Source organism: Nocardiopsis prasina DSM 43845 (genome assembly GCF_000341265.1).
Classification (GTDB): domain Bacteria; phylum Actinomycetota; class Actinomycetes; order Streptosporangiales; family Streptosporangiaceae; genus Nocardiopsis; species Nocardiopsis prasina.
Map to the genome: position 1 here is coordinate 1 of NZ_ANAE01000146.1, position 22,870 is coordinate 22,870.

At 71.5% G+C, this 22,870-nt stretch carries 14 protein-coding genes; 6 read left to right on the plus strand and 8 right to left on the minus strand.

What is annotated here, in order from left to right; translation table 11 throughout:
• Nucleotides 1–374: 374 nt before the first annotated feature.
• Nucleotides 375–599 carry a DUF7455 domain-containing protein gene (locus D452_RS0116645; protein WP_026129396.1) on the minus strand — a complete coding sequence of 75 codons (225 nt, stop codon included), beginning with the start codon at nucleotides 597–599 and terminating at the stop codon, nucleotides 375–377.
• 494 nt (nucleotides 600–1,093) lie between these two features.
• Between D452_RS0116645 and D452_RS0116650 the strand changes: the two genes are divergently transcribed.
• On the plus strand, nucleotides 1,094–3,199 hold the full coding sequence (locus tag D452_RS0116650; RefSeq protein WP_017545282.1) for a DNA gyrase/topoisomerase IV subunit B: 2,106 nt from the start codon (nucleotides 1,094–1,096) through the stop codon (nucleotides 3,197–3,199).
• An 80-nt stretch (nucleotides 3,200–3,279) separates the two neighbouring features.
• Here D452_RS0116650 and D452_RS0116655 read toward each other — a convergent pair whose 3' ends face one another.
• From D452_RS0116655 to D452_RS0116675, 5 genes are all read right to left on the minus strand, one after another.
• The gene (locus tag D452_RS0116655) at nucleotides 3,280–4,416 is read right to left on the minus strand and encodes an L-cysteine desulfhydrase Cds1 (RefSeq protein ID WP_017545283.1); all 1,137 of its coding nucleotides are present in this window, start codon (nucleotides 4,414–4,416) and stop codon (nucleotides 3,280–3,282) included.
• Nucleotides 4,417–4,592: 176 nt separating this feature from the next.
• Nucleotides 4,593–4,919, minus strand: a complete 327-nt coding sequence (locus D452_RS0116660) for a tetratricopeptide repeat protein (RefSeq protein WP_026129397.1) — start codon at nucleotides 4,917–4,919, stop codon at nucleotides 4,593–4,595.
• Between the two features lie 225 nt (nucleotides 4,920–5,144).
• Nucleotides 5,145–5,675, minus strand: a complete 531-nt coding sequence (locus tag D452_RS0116665) for a beta-class carbonic anhydrase (protein WP_017545285.1) — start codon at nucleotides 5,673–5,675, stop codon at nucleotides 5,145–5,147.
• 87 nt (nucleotides 5,676–5,762) lie between these two features.
• The gene (locus D452_RS0116670; protein WP_017545286.1) at nucleotides 5,763–8,255 is read right to left on the minus strand and encodes a DNA gyrase/topoisomerase IV subunit A; all 2,493 of its coding nucleotides are present in this window, start codon (nucleotides 8,253–8,255) and stop codon (nucleotides 5,763–5,765) included.
• A 209-nt stretch (nucleotides 8,256–8,464) separates the two neighbouring features.
• On the minus strand, nucleotides 8,465–10,789 hold the full coding sequence (locus D452_RS0116675; protein WP_017545287.1) for a glycosyl hydrolase: 2,325 nt from the start codon (nucleotides 10,787–10,789) through the stop codon (nucleotides 8,465–8,467).
• Between the two features lie 523 nt (nucleotides 10,790–11,312).
• Between D452_RS0116675 and D452_RS0116680 the strand changes: the two genes are divergently transcribed.
• Nucleotides 11,313–13,517: a RecQ family ATP-dependent DNA helicase gene (locus D452_RS0116680; RefSeq protein WP_026129398.1), complete on the plus strand. Its 2,205-nt coding sequence runs from the start codon at nucleotides 11,313–11,315 to the stop codon at nucleotides 13,515–13,517.
• Nucleotides 13,518–13,787: 270 nt separating this feature from the next.
• Here D452_RS0116680 and D452_RS0116685 read toward each other — a convergent pair whose 3' ends face one another.
• The gene (locus D452_RS0116685; protein WP_017545289.1) at nucleotides 13,788–14,723 is read right to left on the minus strand and encodes a carbohydrate kinase family protein; all 936 of its coding nucleotides are present in this window, start codon (nucleotides 14,721–14,723) and stop codon (nucleotides 13,788–13,790) included.
• 358 nt (nucleotides 14,724–15,081) lie between these two features.
• Between D452_RS0116685 and D452_RS0116690 the strand changes: the two genes are divergently transcribed.
• From D452_RS0116690 to D452_RS0116705, 4 genes are all read left to right on the plus strand, one after another.
• Complete coding sequence (locus tag D452_RS0116690; RefSeq protein ID WP_017545290.1) at nucleotides 15,082–17,802, plus strand: bifunctional acetate--CoA ligase family protein/GNAT family N-acetyltransferase; 2,721 nt, start codon at nucleotides 15,082–15,084, stop codon at nucleotides 17,800–17,802.
• 86 nt (nucleotides 17,803–17,888) lie between these two features.
• On the plus strand, nucleotides 17,889–18,467 hold the full coding sequence (locus D452_RS0116695; RefSeq protein ID WP_017545291.1) for a DUF5998 family protein: 579 nt from the start codon (nucleotides 17,889–17,891) through the stop codon (nucleotides 18,465–18,467).
• A gap of 354 nt (nucleotides 18,468–18,821) precedes the next feature.
• Entirely contained in the window at nucleotides 18,822–19,646 is an 825-nt protein-coding gene (locus D452_RS0116700; RefSeq protein ID WP_017545292.1) for an enoyl-CoA hydratase-related protein, read from the plus strand.
• Between the two features lie 100 nt (nucleotides 19,647–19,746).
• Nucleotides 19,747–20,400 (plus strand): MBL fold metallo-hydrolase, encoded by a 654-nt coding sequence (locus D452_RS0116705; RefSeq protein ID WP_017545293.1) that lies wholly within the window; start codon nucleotides 19,747–19,749, stop codon nucleotides 20,398–20,400.
• 48 nt (nucleotides 20,401–20,448) lie between these two features.
• Here D452_RS0116705 and D452_RS0116710 read toward each other — a convergent pair whose 3' ends face one another.
• Complete coding sequence (locus D452_RS0116710) at nucleotides 20,449–22,770, minus strand: CHAT domain-containing protein (protein WP_239646411.1); 2,322 nt, start codon at nucleotides 22,768–22,770, stop codon at nucleotides 20,449–20,451.
• Nucleotides 22,771–22,870 lie beyond the last annotated feature (100 nt).

Sequence of the window (22,870 nt, forward strand, 5' to 3'; positions counted from 1 at the left end):
CGAACCCGCGCTGCGCCTGTACCGGAGTGCGGGGTTCGAGGAGGTCTCGCGCTACCACAACCGGGTCCTCGCGGACTGAGGTGGCGCTCCGGCCCCGCCGGAGTGCCGTACCCCTGGGTCCTCGGCCAGGGACGACCCGTCTCCGGACCGGAACCCGGAAGGGATCCATGGAGCCGGGTCCCGGGCTGGACACGTCACTCACTTCTCAGGGTCACACCTGGGACCCCGGCGGAGGCCCGTGTTTCCTCGGGCCTGATCCCCGAGGAGTTCCCGAGATCGCGTACGTCACTCGCGTCCCGGGTGTCACACCCCAGAACGAGGACGGCGGCCCCCGGAATCCGGGGACCGCCGTCGACGTTTCGTGGTCGTCGTGGCTAACGCTCTTCCGCGTCCTTGTCGCTCTTGGTGAGCTTGTCCGTCTCGTCCTGGATGTCCGAGGCGATCTTGCGGAGCGAGTCGTCGTGTTTACGCATGTGGTGCGCGCAGAACAGGAGTTCGCCGCCGGAGTTCAGCAGCACCCGGACGTACGCCTGTGCACCACAGCGGTCGCAGCGGTCAGCAGCCGTCAGCGGCTGAGTGGGGGCAAGGGTTCCAGTCACTTCGCCATCCTCAATACTCGGCGTTAGTCACCTCTGACAACATCTAACCCGACCCAGACGTTCCCAACCGGGTCCCGTGTACGCCGACAGCGGAATCCGCCCGGTTCGTGCCCGTCTGGTACCCAATGGGTCATATTCGTCGGACACGCTTCCTCGTTCTTGTTGTACCCCTGAGGGGGGCCTGGCTATCCCCGGAAAACGGGAGTATCCAGGTCGCATCCACCAGAGGTGGTAGTCTCGCGCGGGCAGGCCCCGTCCGACCCCCATGTCGGCCCGCTCCGACCCGCACACGGGTGCGTGGAGCCCGTCACGGCGGCCCCGGCGTCGACGCCGGAGACCCGCACCCGGGGGACACGACCCCGCCCACACACGGCCGTGCCACGGCAAAGTCCCCGGCTCGCCGTAGCCTGGCCCCCTCAACAGTCGGCGCGGCGCGGTACAAAGGGCACGCGCCGCACAGCCACGATGGCCCTCAAGACGCAGGAGATGTCCGAGTGACCGCCTTGACCGCAGCCGTCCACGATCCCGAGGATTACTCCGCTCGGCACCTGTCGGTCCTGGAGGGCCTCGAAGCGGTCCGCAAGCGGCCGGGCATGTACATCGGGTCCACCGACAGCCGAGGCCTCACCCACTGCATGTGGGAGATCATCGACAACTCCGTCGACGAGGCCCTGGGCGGCCACTGCGGGCGCATCGACGTGACCCTGCACAGCGACGGCTCCGTCTCCGTCAGCGACGACGGGCGCGGTATCCCCGTGGACACCGAGCCCAAGTCCGGACTCTCCGGTGTGGAACTGGTCATGACCAAGCTCCACGCCGGCGGCAAGTTCGGCTCGGGCTCCTACACCGCCTCCGGCGGTCTGCACGGCGTCGGCGCCTCCGTCGTCAACGCCCTCTCGGCCCGCGTGGACGTGGAGATCGACCGCCAGGGGCACACGCACGCCCTGAGCTTCCGCCGGGGCATCGCCGGACGGTTCGCCGGTGCGGGCCCCGACGCCGAGTTCACCCCGGTGTCCGGGCTGGAACAGGTCCGCAAGATCGCCAAGAAGATCACCGGCACCCGCATCCGGTTCTGGCCGGACATGCAGATCTTCCTCAAGGACGCCGAGATCACCCGGGAGAACCTGCTCGACCGGGCGCGCCAGACCGCCTTCCTCGTCCCCGGGCTGACCATCGCGGTGCGCGACGAGCGCGCCGAGGGGGAGACCGCCTACACCGAGGAGTTCCGCTTCGACGGCGGCATCAGCGAGTTCTGCACCTTCCTGGCCCCCGACGACCCGGTCAGCGACGTCCTGCGCATCCAGGGCTCCGGCAACTTCACCGAGACCGTCCCGGTCCTGGACGAGTCCGGTCACATGGTGCCCGCCGACGTCGAACGCCGCCTGGACGTGGACGTGGCCCTGCGCTGGGGCACCGGCTACGACACCACCGTGCGCTCCTTCGTCAACGTCATCTCCACCCCCAAGGGCGGAACCCACATCAACGGGTTCGAACGCGCTTTGGTGCGGGTGATCAACGACCAGCTGCGCGCCACCAAGCTGCTCAAGAACAGCGACGACCCGGTCACCAAGGACGACACCCAGGAGGGCCTGACCGCCGTCGTCACGGTGCGCCTGCCCGAGCCGCAGTTCGAGGGGCAGACCAAGGAGATCCTCGGCACCTCGGCGGCCTCCCGGATCGTCTCCCAGGTGGTCGGCAACGAGCTGCGCGAGTTCCTCACCTCCACCAAGAAGGCGGAGAAGGCCAGGGCCCGCACGGTCATGGAGAAGGTCGTCGGAGCCGCCAAGGCCCGGCTGGCCGCCCGCCAGCAGCGCGAGACCCAGCGCCGCAAGAACGCCCTGGAGAGTTCCGCGCTCCCCGCCAAGCTGGTGGACTGCCGCAGCGAGGGGCTGGAGCACAGCGAACTGTTCATCGTCGAGGGTGACTCCGCCCTGGGCACCGCCAAGCTCGCCCGAGACTCCGAGTTCCAGGCGCTGCTGCCCATCCGGGGCAAGATCCTCAACGTGCAGAAGTCCTCTGTCGCGGACATGCTCAAGAACGCCGAGTGCGCGGCGATCCTCCAGGTCATCGGGGCCGGTTCGGGGCGTACCTTCGACCTCGACGCCGCACGCTACGGCCGGGTCATCCTGATGGCCGACGCCGACGTGGACGGCGCGCACATCCGGTGCCTGCTGCTCACCCTCATCTACCGGTACATGCGGCCGATGCTGGAGGCCGGGCGCGTGTACGCGGCCGTGCCGCCGCTGCACCGCATCGAGCTGACCAACGTCCGGCGCAAGCGCGGGGCCAAGCCCGAGGACCGGTACGTCTACACCTACTCCGACGCCGAGCTGCGCCGTACCCTGCTGGACCTGGAGAAGCGCAAGATCTCCTGGAAGGAGCCGGTGCAGCGGTACAAGGGTCTGGGTGAGATGGACGCGGACCAGCTCGCCGAGACGACCATGGACCCGCGCCACCGCACGCTGCGCCGCATCCGGGTGGAGCAGGCGGAGGAGGCCGCGTCCGTGTTCAGCCTGCTGATGGGCAACGAGGTGGCGCCGCGTCGCAAGTTCATCCAGGAAGGCGCCCAGGAGCTGGACCTGGAGCGCATCGACGCCTGACCGGCTCCACACGCGAGGGCCGGCACCGGCCCGGGGTTCGATCGAACCCCGGGCCGGTGCGGGCCCGTTCGTGTTCCCGCTCAGGGGGCCTTCGGCGGCTCCCAGACCCCGTCCCCCAGGAAACGGTCGATCGCCGCCCGGTACGGGCCGGGGTCCAGGCCCCGCTCCGACACCCAGGCGTCGTTGTAGTAGCTCTGCTGGTACCGTTCGCCGCCGTCGCAGATCAGGGTGACCACGCTGCCCCCTCGGCCCTCACGGAGCATTCTGGCGACCAGGTGCCACACGCCCCACAGGTTGGTGCCGGTCGATCCGCCCGCGCACCGGCCGGTGACGTCGTTGAGGTGGCGCATCGCGGCGATGCTCGCGGCGTCGGGCACCGGCATCATCAGGTCGATCACCGACGGTACGAAGCTCGGCTCCATCCGGGGGCGGCCGATGCCCTCGATCCGGGAGGGCATGCCGGTGGCGTAGTCGGCGGCACCGGTGACCCAGCCCGGGAAGAACGCCGAGTTCTCGGGGTCCACCACGGCCAGGCGGGTGTGCAGGCGCCGGTAGCGCAGGTAGCGGCCGATGGTCGCCGAGGTCCCGCCCGTGCCCGCGCCCACCACGATCCAGTCCGGGTCGGGGTGGCGCTCCATGGCGAGCTGCTCGAAGATCGACTCGGCGATGTTGTTGTTGCCCCGCCAGTCCGTGGCCCGCTCCGCGTACGTGAACTGGTCCATGTAGTGGCCGCCCGTCTCGGCGGCGAGGCGCTCGGCCTCGGTGTACATGTCCGGCGGGTTGTCCACGAAGTGGCAGCGACCGCCGTACCTCTCGATGAGCGCGATCTTCTCCGGGCTGGTCCGGCGGGGGACCACCGTGATGAAGTCCAGCCCGACCAACTGCGCGAAGTAGGCCTCCGACACCGCCGTGGAGCCCGAACTGGCCTCCACGATCGTGGTGCCCTCGGTGATCCACCCGTTGGCCAGCCCGTACAGGAACAACGACCGCGCCAGCCGGTGCTTGAGGCTGCCGGTGGGGTGCACCGACTCGTCCTTCAGGTACAGGTCGATGCCCCACTCCGGGGGCAGCGGGAACACGTGCAGGTGCGTGTCGGCCGAACGCGTGTCGTCGGCGATCACCCTGCGGACCGCCTCGTCCGCCCAGGAACGGGCGCTGTCGGAACATCGGTCGACCCAGGGCAGGTCCGGGTCGGGGCGGTCAGGAAAGGGAGCCATGGTCAGGAGGCTACCCGCATCCTTTCGGGCCTGCCGCTTCGCTTCGTCCCGGGGTCGGCGCCTCGCGGAGGAACCTTCGGCGTCTGCGGTGCGATGGCTTGTTCCCCGCGATCCCACCGGGTTCCGGACGACACAGGGCCGGGCCCTGGGAGGCCCGGCCCGGTTCGGTGTTCCCGTCAGTCCAGGGAACCGCCCGACATCACCGCGTGCATGCGCCGGTAGGTGGCCGCCTCCTCGTGGCGGCTCTGCCTCTCCAGCGTGCGTGCCAGAGCGATGTGCGCCCAGTTGTCCACCGGGTCCAGCTCGATCAGACTGCGGAAGGCCGACTCGGCCTTGTTGAGCTGAGCGGAGTGGAAGTAGGCACGCCCCAGAAGCTCCAACATGGAGCGGCTGCCGGGCTCGTTCTCCACCACCGGTTCGAGGATCCGGGCGGCGTAGATCGGGTCGCCCAGCTCCATGAACATGCGGGCTCGGTTGTAGGTGTCGTAGGTGCTCTCTTCCACGGTGCTCCTCTCGACGGTGCCACCGTCCCGGGTCACAACCGTCCGGGAAGGGGCGGCATTCCCGGGTGATGGGCGAGGCGGGTGCGGGGGGCGGGGACGGGTGGTGGTGCGCACCACCCACCACAGTGATCCCCGTGCCGCACCCTCGCGACACCTTCCCGGAAACGACACACGACCGCCCCCGGCCGTACTCGGCTGGGGGCGGTCGTGTGTTCACCGGGCCGACTAGAGGTCGACCGGGGTCACGCTGCCGTTGTCCACGTCGTAGATCGCACCGGCCACCGGCAGGCCCTTGGGCAGCAGCGGGTGGTGCCGGATGCGCTCGAGGTCGTGCTGGAGCGCGCCCAACTGGTCGTTGTCGGTCTTGAACTCCAGGCTGCGCGTGTCCACCCCGTAGTCGTTCAGGATGAGGTCGTGGACGACGTCGTCGTTCTCCACGGACGCCATCTTGCACTTGGTGTGGGGCAGGATCAGGACTCGTTCGACACCCAGCAGGTACACGGCGAGGACCAGCGTACGCAGGGTGTCGTCGGTGACCCGGGCGCCCGCGTTACGCAGGATCTTGGCGTCGCCGGGCTCGAGGCCGAGCATGTCCAGCGGTTCGATCCTGGAGTCCATGCACGTGACGAGGGCCAGACCTCTCGCCGCCAACGGCTTGAGGCCGTTGAGTGAGAAGTCGGCGGCGTAGTCGGCGTTGGCGCCGAACACGTCGTCGAAGACCCCGGGGGGAGGGGTGGCGTCGGTGCTGTCGCTCACTTTCGGTGACTCCCTGTGTCGTTTGGGTGCATGGACTCTCGTGCACACAGACAAGCACATCCGCGTGCACGTTGGGTCGGGTTGTACTCAGGCCCCTGAGCCCGGAGGGGTGATTCCGGAGTCGGTCTGGCCACTGCCGACCGTGACGACCGCACTGGTCAGGGCCTCGCCGGAGCCGTCCCTGCGCTCGGTCAGGTCGGGCAGGCGGACCGGCTTTCCGTCGGCTCGTGAGGCACGGGCCGGTGCGCGTCCCACCCACGCGAACATCAGGGTGTCCTCACCCTTCAGGTAGCGGTGGCAGCGCACGCCGCCGGTGGCCCGCCCCTTGGACGGGTAGGACGCGAACGGGGTGACCTTGGCAGACCCGGGCTGGGTGCCCTCCAGGGCGTCGCCGCCGGACACGGTCACCACAAGGGAGTCCTCGGGGCTGGGCACCGCGCCGAACCACAGCACGCGGGCCTCCTCGGAGAGTCTGACCCCGGCCACGCCGCCCGCCTGGCGGCCCTGCGGCCGGGCGGTGGAGGCGGAGAAGCGCAGCAGCTGCGCCTCGGAGGTGATGAAGACCAGGTCCTCGTCGCCCGTGGACAGCTGGGTGACGCCGATCACGCGGTCGTCGTCCTTGAGTGTGATGATCTCGAAGTCGTCCTTGTTCGGCGGGAAGTCGGGTGCGACCCGCTTGACCACCCCGCCTACGGTGCCCACGACGAACCCGGGCCCGGAGGTGTTCATGGACACGATCGACACGACCCGTTCGCCCTCTTCGAGCTGGACGAACTCGCCGACGTCCAGACCGGCGGCCAGAGGCGGACGCTCGGGTTCGCCCTCGCCGTCGACAGGGAGCTCGGGCAGCTCCACCACAGGGACGCGGATCATCCGGCCCAGGTCGGTGACCAGCCCGATGTCCGAACGCGAGGTGGTCGGGACCGAGACCTCGATCGCGTCGTGCTTGGCGCGCAGGCCCGTGTACACGCGCGGCGGGGTCGCCCCCTTGGTGCGGCCGACGTGACCGTCGACGCCGAACAGCACGTGGCAGGGCTGGTCGGCCATCTCCAGCGGGATGACGGCGGCGCGGGCCACCCCGTCACTCTCGCGCAGCTGCGTGCGGCGCGGGGTCGCGAACTTCTTCGAGACGTCGTTGAGCTCCTTGGAGACCACGCGACGCAGCTTCTTGTCCGACTCCAGGATGGAGGTGAGCTCCTCGATCTCCAGGTCGAGCTTGTCCCGCTCGGTCTCCAGCTCCAGCCGGTCGAAGCGGGTGAGGCGGCGCAGCGGGGTGTCGAGGATGTAGCGCGCCTGGATCTCGGACAGGTCGTAGGCGCCCATCAGGGACTCACGCGCGGCGGCGGTGTCGTCGGCCTCGCGGATGAGCGCGATGACGCGGTCGATGTCGAGCAGGGCGACTAGCAGACCCGCGACCAGGTGCAGGCGCTCCTGGCGCTTCTTGCGGCGGTGCTCGCTGCGGCGGCGGACCACGTCGATGCGGTGGTTGACGTAGACCTCGAGCAGTTCACGCAGGCCCAGGGTCTGGGGCTGGCCGTCGACCAGGGCCACGTTGTTGATGCCGAAGGTCTCCTCCATCGGCGTGAGCCGGTAGAGCTCCTCCAGGACCGCCTCGGGGTTGAACCCGTTCTTGAGCTCGATGACCAGGCGCAGGCCCTGGTTGCGGTCGGTGAGGTCCTTCAGGTCCGAGATGCCCTGGAGCTTCTTGGACTGCACCAGTTCCTTGATGCGGCTGATGACCTTCTCGGGGCCGACGCTGTAGGGCAGTTCGGTGACGACCAGGCCGGTGCGGCGGGCGGAGACCTTCTCGATCGCGACGGTGGCGCGGGTCTTGAAGGTGCCGCGGCCCTTGCGGTAGGCGTCGCGGACGCCGTCCAGGCCGACGATGGTGCCGCCGGTGGGCAGGTCGGGTCCGGGGACGAACTCGGTGAGCTCCTCCAGGGTGGCCTCGGGGTTGGCGATCAGGTGGCGGGCGGCGGCGATCACCTCGCCCAGGTTGTGCGGGGCCATGTTGGTGGCCATGCCGACCGCGATGCCGGACGCGCCGTTGACCAGGAGGTTGGGGAAGGCCGCCGGTAGGACCTCGGGTTCGGTCTCCTGACCGTCGTAGTTGGGCTTGAAGTCGACGACGTCCTCGTCGATGGACGACACCAGGAGTTCCGCGGCGCTGTCCAGACGGGCCTCGGTGTACCGCATGGCGGCCGGGGCGTCGTCGCCGCCCAGGGAGCCGAAGTTGCCGTGGCCGTCGACCAGCGGGACGCGCATGGCGAAGGCCTGGCTCAGACGGACCAGGGCGTCGTAGATGGCGGAGTCGCCGTGGGGGTGCAGCCGACCCATCACCTCCCCGACAACGCGGGCGCACTTGACGTGGCCGCGGTCGGGCCGGAGGCCCATCTCGTTCATCTGGTACAGGATGCGCCGTTGGACCGGTTTCATGCCGTCACGCGCGTCGGGTAGCGCGCGTTGGTAGATCACCGAGTACGCGTACTCCAGGAAGCTGCCGCGCATCTCCTCGGAGACGTCGATGTCGATGATCTTCTCGGCGAGATCCTCGGGGGGACGGGAAGTAGTACGGGCCATGTCCGTAATTCTGGCCTGTGCCAGGGACTGAAACGTACCGGGGCGCGTGGTTGGGCGTGTGTGAGTCGCGCGACTGGGGGGTTTCGCACCGTCTTCGACACGGTTTTCCGTCCCCGGAGGACCCGGGGACGGAAAACCCGACTCGCGTGTCGCGGGTGCGCCTCCCGCCGCGCGCCCGGTCACGGGAGGGGGCGCGGAGGGAGGGACCGTCAGCCGGTGGTCACGGCGGTCTCCCCGGCGGGGACCTCAAGCGAGGTGCCGTCGGAGAAGGAGACGGTGAGCGGGCCCGTGCCCGGGTTGAAGGCGGTGTACGTGCTGGTCCCGTCCTTGTCGAACACCGCGTAGTGGGCGGTGTCGGCGGTCACGGACACGTCCACGGTGCCGAGCTCGGCGAGGGTGGAGACCCACTGGTAGGTGTGCGGCTTGGAGCCGCCCGCCTCGGGTTCGTAGGTCTGCCACTGCTCCTCGAACATCCGCAGGGCGTCCTCGCCGTCGGAGAGCGCGCGGTGCGCCCAGTGGATGTCCCGCCAGATCTCCGGCTCCCCGCCGAGCTTGTCCACGAGTGATTCGTAGATCACCCCGGCGTGCTCGGGGTCGTGGCCCAGGTAGAGGGAGCCAGCGGTGATGGGGAGGTAGTTGATGCCGTAGTGCTCCTCGTGGCCGCCGTCCCACCAGATGCGGTAGTCGCCGCCGTCGCCCCAGACCATGCCCACGACGTCCTCGGGGTAGTCCTCGGGGAAGGTGTCCCCGCCGGCGTTCTGCCAGTAGCGGGCGATGGTGGAGGCCTGGGTGGTGTGGAGGTAGACGCCGAGGTCGCGCAGCTCCTCGTCGCCGGTCAGCGCGCCGAAGTGGGCGGTGGCGGCGGCGAAGTGCATGCCCTCGGAGGAGGACTCCTGGTTGTTGCCCGCCGCGAACCCGGCGTGGCCGGAGGCCCAGCCGTGCCCGGCGTAGGGGGAGAAGGAGCGCAGGCGCGGGAACATGTCGCCTTCGGTTCCGGCCACGTCCTGGATGAGCAGGCGGATCATGCCTCCCCAGGCGTCCTCGTCGGCCCAGTCGCGATCGTAGCGGGCGACAACGGCAGGGGCCGGGGCGNCGTGGTCGTTGAGTTCGGTGGCGGCCCCGAAGCTGTCGGGGTAGCCGAGCATGGTGCCCCACTCCTCGTTGTAGTGGAACTGGCGGGTGCCCCCGGCGGTCAGCCAGTCCTCCAGGCGCTCCTGGACCAGGGTGAGGAGTTCGTCGCGGGCCTCGGTGTGGCCGATGGAGTCCGCGATGGGGATGAGCTGGGCCAGACGGCCCATGGCCTTGCCGTCCCAGTAGGTGTCGCCGGGCTCGGGGAAGAGTTCCTCCTCCGCGAGGACCTCGTCGATCAGGGAGGCCAGCCGCTCGTGGTCCGCGGCGTCGACGGTGGGCAGGCTGGGCATGATGCCCTGCGTGGTCAGCTCGGTGGTGAAGGAGGCGCCCTCGGAGACCTTCATCTCACCGCGGGGGGAGGCGTAGGCGAGGTCGGTGAGGTCGCTCGTGGCGTTGGCCCACTGGTGGGGGTACAGGGCGGTGAGGGTTCCGGTCTCCTCGCCCTCCCTGGCCTCGGTCTCCAGCTGGTAGGTGCTGGTGAGGGTGGACGCGGCCTCGTCGTAGTCGTACTCCACGACGGAGCCGGTGACGAAGGAGTGGGCGTAGGGGGCGAAGGCGTCCAGGTCCTCGGGTGAGGGCAGGACGGCCACCGAGTAGTACCCGTCGTCCCCGGTGTCGGCGGTGAGGGTGTCACCGGAGACGCTCCAGGGCGAGTCGGAGGGCGAGAACAGGGCGTAGTGCCTGCCGTTGACGGTGGCACCGACGGTGGAGCCGTCCTCGTGCCAGATCTCGGGGGTGCCCGAGAAGGTCACCTCGGCCCCGGCGCCGTCGGTCTCGGCGTAGGCGAAGGGGAGCCCCTGGCCGATGGTGACCCGGAGCTGGGCCCCGCCGCCCTCCCACTGCGCGGTGACGGTCCAGTCGCCGCTGTCCGCGGTGCGGGTGTCCGGGGAGTCCAGACCGGCCGCGCCGAGGGTGAGGTCGGAGACGGCGGTGTACTCGTACTTGAGGTCGTCGCCGACCATCTGGTGGGAGTCGGGGTAGCCCATGTCGAGCCCGCCCTCGTGGGGCTTGTAGCTCAGGGGGTGCGCGAAGAGGTTCTCTCCGTGGGGATTGTCGGGGTAGCGCTGGAAGATCAGTGACGACCACCACTCGTTGGTGGGGGCTGGACCGGTGTGGTCGTCGGTGACCTTGGGCGCGACGGGAGCGCCGTTGAGGTCGGAGGGGCCGGAGGCGCCCGCGGGGAGCGTGGTGGTGTAGCTGCCGGAGCCGACCGGGACCTCGGCCGCGCTGTCGGCGGAGACCGTGGTGGCCGGCGTGGCGCCGGTGACCGCGAGGGTCGCGCCGCCGACCGCGAGGGCGGAGGCGGCGGCCAGCAGACCCAGGGAGGTCCGGGTCCGCGGGTGCGCGTGTCGGGGGGATCGGGGGAGGAAACCGCTGGTGGGGCGGCCTCGTGGTTGCGCCATCGTCTGCCTTCCGTGTTTCTCTCGGGGGAGCCCACGTGATCGGGAGCGCTCCCATTCCTGGGAGACATGAGCCCTGGCGTCGAGTGTTCAGATGACACTCGGTGAGCGCAATGCCACATAACTGGAAAGTTTCCATTCTGTTACCGGCGCCGCCTCTGTGGAACCCGGAACCCGGTTCCCGTCCGTACCCGCTGCCCCGGACGTGATCCAGGGCCGGAGGAAGCGCCTCACCTCCTCCGTCGACCCGCTCAGCGGCGTTCCGGGCGGGGGCCACGGGACTGCGAGGAAGGACAGGGAGCTTGGGAACGCCGCCGAGCGGCCGGGTGGAGCCCGGTGGCGTTCGGCGGTGCGGCCGGAGCCGTCAAGCGACCGAACGGGCCCTGGTGCGTCGCGTGGCCTCCGTGCGGGCCCGCTGAGAGTTCGCCCACGGAGCCGTCGCGCGAACCCACGCCCACGGGCGCCCGGAACGGTCGCACCTGTGGACAACCGCGTCCACCCCCGCGGCCTCTGGTACCAAGGACTCATGGCCACTCCCACCCCGCCTGACGTCCCCGTCCCCGACGCACCGACCGCCGCCTGCTCGGCATCGCCCGCCGCCACCGGCGGTGTCCTGCGTGAACGCGCCGAGGGGCACCTGCGCGCCCTCGCCGGAGAGTCCGCGCGCCTTCGTGAGGACCAGTGGACCGCCATCCACGCCCTGGTCGCCGAACAGCGCCGGGCGCTGGTCGTCCAGCGCACCGGTTGGGGCAAGTCGGCGGTGTACTTCGTGGCCACCGCCCTGCGCCGGGCCGAAGGAGCCGGGCCCACGGTCATCGTCTCCCCGCTGCTCGCGCTGATGCGCAACCAGATCGCTGCCGCCGAGCGCGCCGGCATCCGCGCCCGCACCATCAACAGCTCCAACACCACCGCATGGGAGTCCACCTACGCCGAGGTCTCCCAGGGTCTGGTGGACGTGCTCCTGGTCAGCCCCGAACGGCTCAACAACCCGGAGTTCCGGGACCGCGTCCTGCCCGAACTCGCCGCGGGGGCGGGTCTGGTCGTCATCGACGAGGCGCACTGCGTCTCCGACTGGGGCCACGACTTCCGCCCCGACTACCGACGCATCCGCTCCCTCCTGCACGACCTGCCCGACGGGGTTCCGGTCCTGGCCACCACCGCCACCGCCAACGAACGCGTCACCCGCGACGTGGCCGAACAGCTCCAGGCCGGGGCCGACCGCGCCGACACCCTGGTCCTGCGCGGCAGTCTGGAACGCGAGAGCCTGAGCCTGGGTGTGGCCGAACTCCCCGATCCCACCGCGCGGCTCAGCTGGCTGGCCGAGCACCTGCCCAAGATCCCCGGTTCGGGCATCGTCTACACGCTCACCGTCAGCGCCGCAGCCGAGACCGCGCGCTTCCTCACCGAGCAGGGCCTGGAGGTCCTGCCCTACACCGGGCAGACCGACCCCGACGAGCGCAAACTCGCCGAGGACGCCCTCCTCGGCAACCGGGTCAAGGCGCTCGTGGCCACCAGTGCGCTCGGCATGGGCTTCGACAAACCCGATCTGGGCTTCGTGGTGCACCTGGGCGCCCCGCAGTCGCCGATCTCCTACTACCAGCAGGTCGGCCGTGCGGGGCGCGGTGTGGAGCGCGCCGAGGTGGTGCTCCTGCCGGGCCGCGAGGACGTCCGGATCTGGGAGTACTTCGCGGGGCTCTCCTTCCCGCCGGAGGACACCGTGCGCCAGACCCTCCAGGTGCTGGCGGAGTCCGACAAACCCCTGTCCACCGCCAACCTGGAGACCCGGGTGGACCTGCGCCGCACCCGCCTCGAGCAGATGCTCAAGGTGCTCGACGTGGACGGGGCGGTGCGCCGGGTGCGCGGCGGCTGGACCGCCACCGGCGAACCGTGGACCTACGACGCCGAGCGCTACGCGGCCGTCAGCGCGGCCCGTGAACGGGAACAGCGCGCCATGCTCGACTACGTCTCCACGGACAACTGCCGGATGGAGTTCCTCCGCCGTCAGCTCGACGATCCGGGCGCCGAACCCTGTGGCCGGTGCGACGTGTGCACCGGACAGTTCTGGACCACCGACGTCGACTCCGGACGCCGTCAGGCCGCGGCCGACCACCTGGACCGGCCCGGCACGCCCCTCGCGCCGCGCCGCCAGTGGCCCACCGGCATGAACACTCTCGGGGTGAGCCTGTCCGGCAAGATCCCCGAGAACCTGCGCGCGGGGGAGGGGCGTGCCCTGGGCCGCCTCACCGACATCGGCTGGGGCACCGAGCTGCGCCGCGTCCTCGCCGAGGACGCGCCGGACACCCCCGTGGACGAGCGTCTCCTCCAGGGAGTGGTCCGCGTGCTCGCGGCGTGGGGTTGGGAGAACCGTCCGGTCGGGGTGGTCGCGATGCCGTCGATCTCGCGGCCGACCCTGGTGGGTGACCTCGCCGCCCGCATCGCCGAGCTCGGCCGGCTCACACCGCTGGGCTCGCTGTCCTACCGGACACCGGAGGGCCCGGGAGCCCGCCGCCACAACAGCGCCATGCGCCTGGGGCAGGTGTACGACGCGCTGGCGGCCGGCCCCGAGCTGAGAGAGCGCGTGGCCCAACTCCGGAGGGACGACCCGGGTCCGATCCTGCTGGTCGACGACCAAGCCGACACCGGGTGGAGCCTGACCGTGGGCGCGGCTCTGCTTCGTGAGGCGGGTGCCCCCGAGGTGCTGCCCCTGACTCTGGCGACCACGGGAGGCTGACCGGTGCGGGCCGGGGGTGGGTGTCCGGGAGACGTGGTCGCCCGCCCCGGTTGCCCGGGCGCTTGCTCGGCGCCCCGGGCAGGTGGTCCCTCGCCCGGTCCCGCAGGCGTGGAAGCTCGACCAGGGGTCAGCCCGCCGTGGCTCCGGCCGGTGTCCTCGTGGCGCGCGCCCTTGAGAGCCGCTCGGGGCGCGTGCCGGCAGGAGGGGCGCGAGGGCGGACACGACAGGGCCCCGCCACCTGGAGGTGACGGGGCCCTGTCGGGGAACTCGCTAGCGGAGGCGCTGGCCTCGGGGCGCTCCTCGGCGCACCGGTTGACCCTCACCCAGGTCCGGGCGGGCGCCCGGCTGGTGCAGCGCCCGGGCGGCCAGCCTGCTGGCCCGGCCGAGTGCCTCTTTGGGGTGCCGACCGGTCAGCCACGCGGGGAGGAAACCGGCGATGAACGCGTCACCGGCGCCGACCGAACCGGGGGAGGGGTCCACCGGCTCGGCGGGGGCGGTCACGCAGTCCTCACGGGTCTTGGAGGCCCACAGTCCGCCCTCCTCGCCGAGCTTGATCACGACGTTGGGGTACCAGGCGGTGAGCACCTTCGCGGCGGCCTCGGCGTCGTCACGGCCGGTGAGCACCCGGGCCTGGTTGACGTTGACGAACAGCAACCGCGCGCCCTGCGTCCAGTCCAGGAAGTTCTCCGCCCCCGCGCGCTCCAGCGGCGCGTGCGAGCCGCCGTCCACGGAGATGGACATCCCGCTCTCCCGCGCCATGCGCAGGGCCACCCGGGCCGCGCGGCGGGAGTCGGAGTTGATCAGGGTGTACCCGGACACGTGCAGGTGACCGTCGGGGCCGAACACGTCGCGGGGCAGGTCCTCGGGCTGGAGGCGGGCGTTGGCGCCCGGGTCGCTCAGCATCGTCCGGTCGCCCCGGTGGGTGATCATCACGACGCAGGTGCCGGTCGGACGCTCGGGATCCATCACCATGCGGGAGTCCAGGCCGTAGCCCATGAGCTCCATCTCGCGGGTGCGCCCGGTGATGTCGGAGCCGCGACGGCCGACGAACGTGGTTTCGGTGCCCTCGACCGCGAGCCACGAGGCGATGTTCGCACCGGAACCGCCGCCGTACATGATCACCGACGCAGGGGTGTCGCTGCCGCGGGCCAACGGGTGGAACGCGCGCGCGACGGCATCGGTCATCAGATCACCGATCACGACCACTCGAGTCATTTCGCCAGCCACCACCGAGGGTTTGAGAATCTGTGCCCGCACGACGTTAACAGCTTAACGATCAGTGTCGGGTAACGAACTGACAGCACTCGGGACACGCGGTCGCGCGGGGCTGTCGCGGGTCGCGAGCCCCTGCGCACAGGGGGTTTCGACCCACCCAGGAAGACTATCCGCACTCGGCGTTATCTCGGACGCCAGTCAGCGCCCCGGCGGGGGTGCCCGGGTGCCCCCGGCTCGGGCCGGAGGGGCCGTCGACACCCATCAGCCCAGGCCCTTCCAGGGGGTCGATTTCGGTCACCCCGCATGGACTTTCTCCGAATTCGGCCGATTGTCGTCTAGTCTCGCTGTCGTGCAGTCCTACCCGAACCACTGGGAAGCCGACGTCGTCCTGACCGACGGAGGCACCGCGCACCTGCGCCCCATCACCCCTGACGACGCCGACCTGCTGCGCGAGTTCCACTCCCGGCTCTCGCCGGAGACGATCTACTACCGGTTCTTCGCGCCCTACCCCAAGCTCTCCGACCGGGACGTGAAACGCTTCACGACGGTCGACTACGAGGACCGCGTGGCCCTGGTAGCCACCATCTCCGACTCCATGGTCTCCGTGGTGCGCTACGACAAGGTGGCCCCCGAGGAGGCCGAGGTCGCCTTCGTCGTGGAGGACGGACACCAGGGGCGGGGCCTGGCCTCGGTGCTCCTGGAGCACATCGGGGCCGCCGCCCGCGAACGGGGGGTGCGTCGCTTCATCGCCGACGTCCTGCCCGAGAACCGGCGCATGATCAACGTCTTCCGCGAGGCCGGGTACACGGCGCAGCAGACCTTCGACGAGGGCGTCATCCGCCTCACCCTGGACCTCCAGCCGACGGATGACTCCACGGAGGTCATGCGGGCCCGCGAACAGCGCGCCGAGTCGCGCTCCATCGCCCGCCTGCTCTTCCCCGAGTCCGTCGCCGTCATCGGCGCCAGCCGCACCGCGCACACCATCGGCCAGACCGCGCTGCGCAACCTGCTCGGCGGGGAGTTCCAGGGACCGGTCTACCCCGTCCATCCCGAGGCGAAGGCCGTCGTGGGCGTGCGCGCCTACCCCTCCGTCCTGGACATCCCGGACCAGATCGACCTCGCGGTGGTGGCGGTGCGCGCCGACACCGTCGTCGACGTGGTGGAGCAGTGCGCCGAGAAGGGCGTGCACGGGCTGATCGTGGTCAGTTCCGGGTTCGGCGAGGTCGGCCCCGAGGGGCGTGCCCGCCAGGACGAACTGGTGCGCACCGCCCGCGCCGCGGGTATGCGTGTGGTCGGGCCCAACTGCCTGGGCATCGCGAACAGCGACCCCACGGTCTCGCTGAACGCCACCCTGTCCCCGGACCTGCCGCCGCAGGGCCCCATCGGCTTCTTCTCCCAGTCCGGGGCCCTGGGCCGGGCCATCCTCCAACGGGTGGCCGAACGCGGGATGGGGCTGTCCACCTTCGTCTCCGCGGGCAACCGCGCGGACGTGTCCGGCAACGACCTCATGCAGTACTGGCAGGAGGACCCCGCCACCAAGGTGGTCCTCCAGTACCTGGAGTCCCTGGGCAACCCACGCAAGTTCACCCGCCTGGCCCGGCGCCTGGCCAAGCAGAAGCCGGTCGTCGCCGTGCGCAGCGGCGGTTCCGCGCAGACCACCCCCACGGGGCACGCCGCCGGTGGCCTGGCCCTGCCCGACTACGCCGTCACCTCCCTGTTCCAACAGGCGGGCGTGGTGCGCGTGGACGACATCACGCAGATGTTCGACGCCGCCCAGGTGTTCGCCTACCAGCCGCTGCCCGACGGGCCGCGCGTGGGCATCATCGGCAACTCCGACTCCCTGGAGCTGTTGGTCAAGGACGCCGCCGTCCGCCAGGGGCTCAAACCGCACGACCCGGTCAACCTGGGCCCGCAGGCCACCGCCGACGACTTCGACACCGCGATCCGGGCCGCGCAGGCCGCCGAGGACGTGCATTCGATCGTGGTGGTCTTCGTCCCGGCCCTGCACCCCATCGGCGACGACGTCGCCCGGGTGCTGCGTGCCCGCTCGCTGGACTCCGACAAGCCCATCGTCACCACCTACCTCGCGCGCCAGGGCCTCCCGGAGGAACTTCGCCACGTCGGGGACCAGGGGCAGACCCTGCACGGGTCGGTGCCCTCCTACCCCTCGCCCGAGGACGCCGTCCGCGCCGTCGCCCACGCCACCCGGTACGCGCAGTGGCGCAACCGCAAGCCCGGACGCCACCCGGAGCTGCCCGACATCGACCGCGCCCGGGCCCGCGCCACCATCGGCCGCGCTCTCAAGAAGGCCGCGCCGACCGAGGAGGACATCGCCTGGTTCGGCGGCGAGCGCCGCTACGACGAGGAGACGGCGATCTCCGCGGAGGACGCCCGCGACCTCCTGGCCTGCTACGGCATCGCCGCCTACCCGGACATCAAGGTCACCTCCGCCGAGGAGGCCGTGGTCGCCGCCGGTGAACTCGGCTACCCCGCCGTGGTCAAGGCCGACGCCCCCGACCTGCGGGTACGCGCGGGTGGCACGTTTGTCCGCGCGGACCTGCGCACCCCGGAGGACGTCCGGAGCGCCTACCTGTCCCTGGAGGACCGCTTCGGCGGTGAGGCGGAGCTGGTGGTCCAGCGCATGGCCGCGCCCGGTGTGCCCACGGTGGTGCGCGCGGGCGACAACCAGTCCTTCGGCTCGGTGGTCTCCTTCGGGCTCGCGGACGTCACCGCCGAGCTGCTCGACGACCGCTCCTTCCGGCTGGCTCCGCTGACCGACATGGACGCGGCCGACCTCATCCACGCGGTCCGGGCCGCCCCGCTGCTGTTCGGGCTGCCCGCCGGGGCCACCTCACTGGCCGAACAGCCCAACGTGGAGGCACTGGAGGAGCTGCTCATCCGGGTGTCCCGCCTGGTGGAGGCCTTCCCCGAGATCGGCTACGTGGACCTGGACCCGGTTCTGGTCAACGCCACCGGAGCCCACGTCCTGGGTGCCCGCATGTGGCTGCGCGAGGCCCCCGATGTGCGCCCCGACGTGGGCCCGCGCCGACTGCGCGGGGTGACGTTCTGATCAGGGAGTGGGCCTCACGTTTGGGTGGACGGTCGCGAAGTGTCGCCGGAAGGGGGCAGGATAGAGGTATGAGGAAAACACGTGCCGTGTCCACGGATTGGCGCCTGGAGATCGAACGGAGCGGCTACTACCCCGCTCTGGTCATCGACGCCGTCGCGACCACCCTGGGCGAGGAGGCCGCCGAGGCGTTCATCGTGCACCATGAGGCGACCTTCGACCCGGCCATGGAGATGCGGCGGCACATCACCGTCATGCTCCTGACCGCCACCCGCCTCGTCGTCTGCCACACCGACGAGCACCCGCCCACCGAACCCGGTGGGACCTCGCACGCCTCCACCACGACCGACAGCATCCAGTTGGGCAACATCCAGTCGGTGGCACTGACCCGGGTCGTGCCCAACCCCGCCCAGTACACGCCGGGCAGCCTGCCCAGCGAGCTGGTGCTCAGCGTGAACCTCTCGGTGAACTGGGGTGCGGTCGCGCACATCGACCTCGAACCCGCCTCCTGCGCGGACGAGAGCTGCGAGCTCGACCACGGCTACACGGGTGCCCTGACCGCCGAACCGCTCACCCTGAGGGTCAGCGAGGCGGCCGACGGGGCCGAGGCCGTCACCACGATGCTGCACTTCGCGGACGCACTGTCCGCCGCGACCACCCGGCGCTGACCGGCTGACTCGCCCGAAACACCCGGCGGGGCCGGGGCGGCCTCAAGGAGGACGCCCCGGCCCCGCCCGCTGTGGGCGAGGTACGCGTTTCCGGGCTGGTGATCCACGCGCCGTCCTACGCGGGGTCTCGGTGACCGAGCGTCGTTCGGTGGCTTCCGTGGGGCGGGTGCGGGCCGTGACGTCCGTGAGCGCTAGCGTGTGGTGCACGTAACACAGGCGCGGCCGCCCGTAACACGGGCCCGGCAGACTCGGCGTCGGTGGACCCCGGCCGTGACGGCCGCGTGTACCGCCGCCAGTCAGACGCGGCCGCCGTGGCCGGTCCGCGCGCGTTCAACGGAGAGAGGTCAGCCTGCGATGACGCAGCACCCGACGCCCCCGAACCCCTCGGACGACGCCCCCCTCGTGCGGTCGAGTGTCGACCGTGCCATCGCCACCATCACCCTCGACTCCCCACGCAACCGCAACGCGCTGTCCGCTCGGCTGCGCACCCAGCTCTCCTCGGCGCTCTCCGCCGCCATGGCCGACGACGAGGTCCGGGGCGTCGTCCTCACCGGCAGCGGTCCCGTGTTCTGCGCGGGTGCGGACCTCAAGGAGGTCGGCGCCGCACTCCAGGGAACCCCGGTCGAGCCCGCACCGGAGCTCCCGGAGATCTTCGAGCAGATCATGGGCGGGCCCAAACCGGTGATCGCGGTCCTCAACGGCGCCGCGCGCGCGGGCGGTATCGGCCTGGTCGCCGCCGCCGACATCGCACTCGCGCCCAAGAGCGCCACCTTCGCCTTCACCGAGGTGCGGATCGGTGTGGTCCCGGCGATCATCTCCGTCCCGGTCTCGGCGCGCATGCACTCGCGGCAGCTCAGCCGCTACTTCCTCACCGGAGAACTCTTCGACGCCTCCGACGCGGCGAGGGCGGGGCTCATCACACAGGCCGTCTCCGACCGCGACATGGAGCAGGCGGTGGACGCCGTCCTCCAGGGCCTGCGCGGCTCCGCCCCGCGCGCTCTCTCCCGCACCAAGGAACTCCTGGGAGAACTCGGCGGCGGGGCCCAGGCCGCCCCGGACCGCCGCACGGAGGTGTTCACCCGCATGGGTGAGCTGTCCGCCGAGTTCTTCGCCGGGGAGGACGCGGCGGAGGGCAGGGCGTCCTTCTTCGAGAAGCGCCCGCCACGCTGGGCCAGGTGACACCGTCTCGGAGCACGCATGGGCGCGGAGGTGGGACACCCGGATCACCGGGTGTCCCACCCGGGTTCGTACGCTCCCCACGACAGGCCACAATGGTCGTGTGAGCTACTCCGGAGATACCAAGGTCGGCGGCCCCGCCGACCTGCGCCAACTACCGCATCTGACGATCACCAAGCTGGCCGTGGGCCCGATGGACAACAACGCCTACCTCCTCCGCTGCCGGAGCACGGGCGAGGCGGTCCTCATCGACGCGGCGGCCGAACCCGACCGAATCCTGGAGCTGATTGGTGAGGACGGGCTGACCCGAGTGGTCACCACCCACCGCCACCAGGACCACTGGCAGGCCCTGGCCGAGGTCGTCGGCCAGACCGGTGCCCGCACGGTCGCCCACCCCGACGACGCCGACGAACTGCCGGTGTCCGTGGACGAGCCCGTCGCACACGGCGGTACCGTCCCGGTCGGGGACAGCGCACTCACCGTCATCCACCTGCGCGGCCACACGCCCGGGTCGATCGCCCTGCGCTACGACGACCCCGAAGGCCACACCCACCTGTTCACCGGCGACAGCCTCTTCCCGGGCGGGGTCGGTAAGACCTGGTCCGACGCGGACTTCCAGACGCTGTTCGGTGACGTGTCGGAGCGGCTCTTCGGCGCGCTGGGCGACGACACCTGGGTCTACCCCGGGCACGGCGGGGACACCACCCTGGGCGCCGAGCGTCCGCACCTCGCGGAGTGGCGCGAGCGGGGTTGGTAGGAACCCGCGGGGCGCGGCGGTGATCAAGGACCGCCGCGCCCCGGGCCCTCAGGCCCCGTAGCAGCAGAATCCGAGGTGGCCGAGGTGCTCCGCCACGGCCTCGGACACCTCGGTGCCGTCGGTGAGCGCCCGGTGGAAGGCACGCATGGCCACCCCCGTCCGCTCGTCGTCCACCGGCACCGGGCTGGCCACCACCGTGCGCGTGCCCCGGGCGAGCAGCGCGCCCACGAAGCCGCCAGAACGCCCGGGTGCGCCGCCGAACCCGTGCCCTCCCCAGCAGCTGGACAGGACGGCCAGCGCCGGGGCGGCGGGGAGCGCCGCGAGGTCGCAGGCGAGCAGCGGCCCGTCGTGCAGGTCGAATCGGCCGAGCATGGGTGTCCGGTCGCCGACGCTCCCGTGCCCGGCCAGATGGGCGAGGTCGCACTGGGCGAGGGCGTCCAGGACCCGTGCCTGGCCAGCGCGCACCAGGACCCGCGCGCCCGGGTGGACCCCGGCCAGGGCGCCCACCTCCAGCCGGGCCATGCGGGGCTCCGGCCCGCACACCAGCAGGACTCTGTCCCGACTGGGCCTCGTGGCTGGCCGTTCGGCCCACGACCTCGCCGTGGACACCAGGCGCAACGGCCGTCCGCGCAGGGCCGGGAGTTGCCCCCAGGGCAGGTCGCCCAGGTACGGCGCGGCCGTCACCACCAGGGGCCGGTCTCCGACCACGGGCAGGATCGGGCCGAGCAGGGTCGAGGAGACCAGGTCCGCCGGGGACGACCGTGCGGCGTCTCCGGGCGGGCCGGGGAGTCGGAGCGGGCCTGTGCGCGCCGCGGAGCGCGCGTGGGGAAGCGGCACGTTCCGCTCGTGGACGAACCTGCCGAGCGCCCGGCGGATCCGCACGAGGGGGCCGAGCCCCCGCGCGTGCACCTGCCCGGCGACCGCTACCAGTGCCACGGCCTCGGAGCCCGCCACCGCGTAGTGGACGAACGCCCGGCCGCCCAGGCGTTCCATCAGCGCTTCCAGCACCGGGAGCCGGTGCTGGCGTGCTCCGCCGTCCTCTGTCCGCGGCGCCCGCCAGTGAGCCGACTCCCAGCGCCGCGCGTGGTGGTGGGCCTCGGGGCCGGCGCCGCGTCCCAGGGCCAGACGGTAGCGGCCGGTCGGGTCCGCCATCCTGGGAGCGGCGGCGGTGTCCGGTGCCGGTGCCAGTCCGTCGGCCCAGGTATGGCTCATCTCCGCCCACTCCAGGGCGGTCGCGGGGTCACCGGCGAGCAGGGAGCTCTCCAACCCGGCCCGGATCACGTGGGGGTCGCGGTCGGCGCTCCCCAACCAGGGTCCGGGCGCCGGGGCGCCGCGCTCAGCGAGACGGTCCAGCGCCCGACGCGCGTCCGTGAGCGTTCCCCGCCTCCCGGCGACGTCCCACGCGTTCCGGAATCCGTCCCCTCCGCCACCCGCGACACTCGCGCGATCTGCGACACCTGCGACACCTGCGACACCTGTGCCACCCGCGCCCTCCGCTCCATCTGCGCCACCTGTGCCACCCGCGACAACCGCGCCACCTGCGGCTCCTGTGCCAGCCACTCCACCTGAGTCACCGGTGCAGCCGGCGGGCCCGTCGGCGAAGGGTTGCGCCACGGCGGGCACGCGGAGTTCCAGGAGGTCCCGGGCCCTCCTGGCCGGTGCCAGGCTCCGGGTGGCGGCCTCCGCCACCCCCTCCAGCCGCCCGGCCAGACGGTGCCAGAGCGAGCCCGGCCCGAGGCCCGCGCGTACCCTCCGGGTGAGGTGGAGCGCACCGGAGCGGTCGCCCTCCAACAGGCGGAGCTTGGCCTCCACCAGTACGCGCGCGGTGTCGTCCTCGTCGGCCCGCCACGGGGCCTCCGCGAGGACGCGCCCGGCCTCCTCCACCAGCCCCACCGCGAGCAGGGCCTCGGCCAGGTCCACGCGCAGCGGGTCCTGGCGGTCGTCGGGCATCTGGTGGGTGAGTTCGTGGAAGGTGGTCAGGGCGGCGGCGGTGTCACCCCGGTACAGGTCCAGGCAGCCCAGGTTGTGCCGCGCCACCAGCCCGAGAAGGGGGAGGCGGCGCTCGTCGGCCAGGGAGAGCGCCTCGTTGAGGTGGTCCGCGGCCGGGCCGAACCGTCCGCACATGGTCTGGGCCAGCCCGAGGTCCGTCAGTACCCCGGGCAGCACGGGGTCGAGCTCGGAGACGGGGTGGCCGCGCAGGCGCCTTCTGCTGTCGTCGAGGAGCACCACGGTCTGATCGAAGCGTCCGGTCTGCGCCAACCGCACGCCCTGGGTGACCTGCGCCAACAGTGCGCGTCCGGTGGCCAGGAACGGTGGGTCGTCCGGGGGAGGGCTTGTGGTCGAGCGGGCGGGCGTTGCGCTGGGGAGCACGTCCGGCAGCCTTCTTTCGCCAGGGGGCCGATCAACTCCAGTGATAGCAGCGCGTCCGTCCAGGCGGGAGTGGCCCGCGTCAACCTGTGGACAACCGATC

Excerpts from the sequence above, each read along its gene's own strand:
- D452_RS0116655 (WP_017545283.1), bottom strand. The coding sequence starts at position 4,416 with ATGGCTCCCTTTCCTGACCGCCCCGACCCGGACCTGCCCTGGGTCGAC.
- D452_RS0116670 (WP_017545286.1), bottom strand. The coding sequence starts at position 8,255 with ATGGCCCGTACTACTTCCCGTCCCCCCGAGGATCTCGCCGAGAAGATC.
- D452_RS0116680 (WP_026129398.1), top strand. The coding sequence starts at position 11,313 with ATGGCCACTCCCACCCCGCCTGACGTCCCCGTCCCCGACGCACCGACC.
- D452_RS0116700 (WP_017545292.1), top strand. The coding sequence starts at position 18,822 with ATGACGCAGCACCCGACGCCCCCGAACCCCTCGGACGACGCCCCCCTC.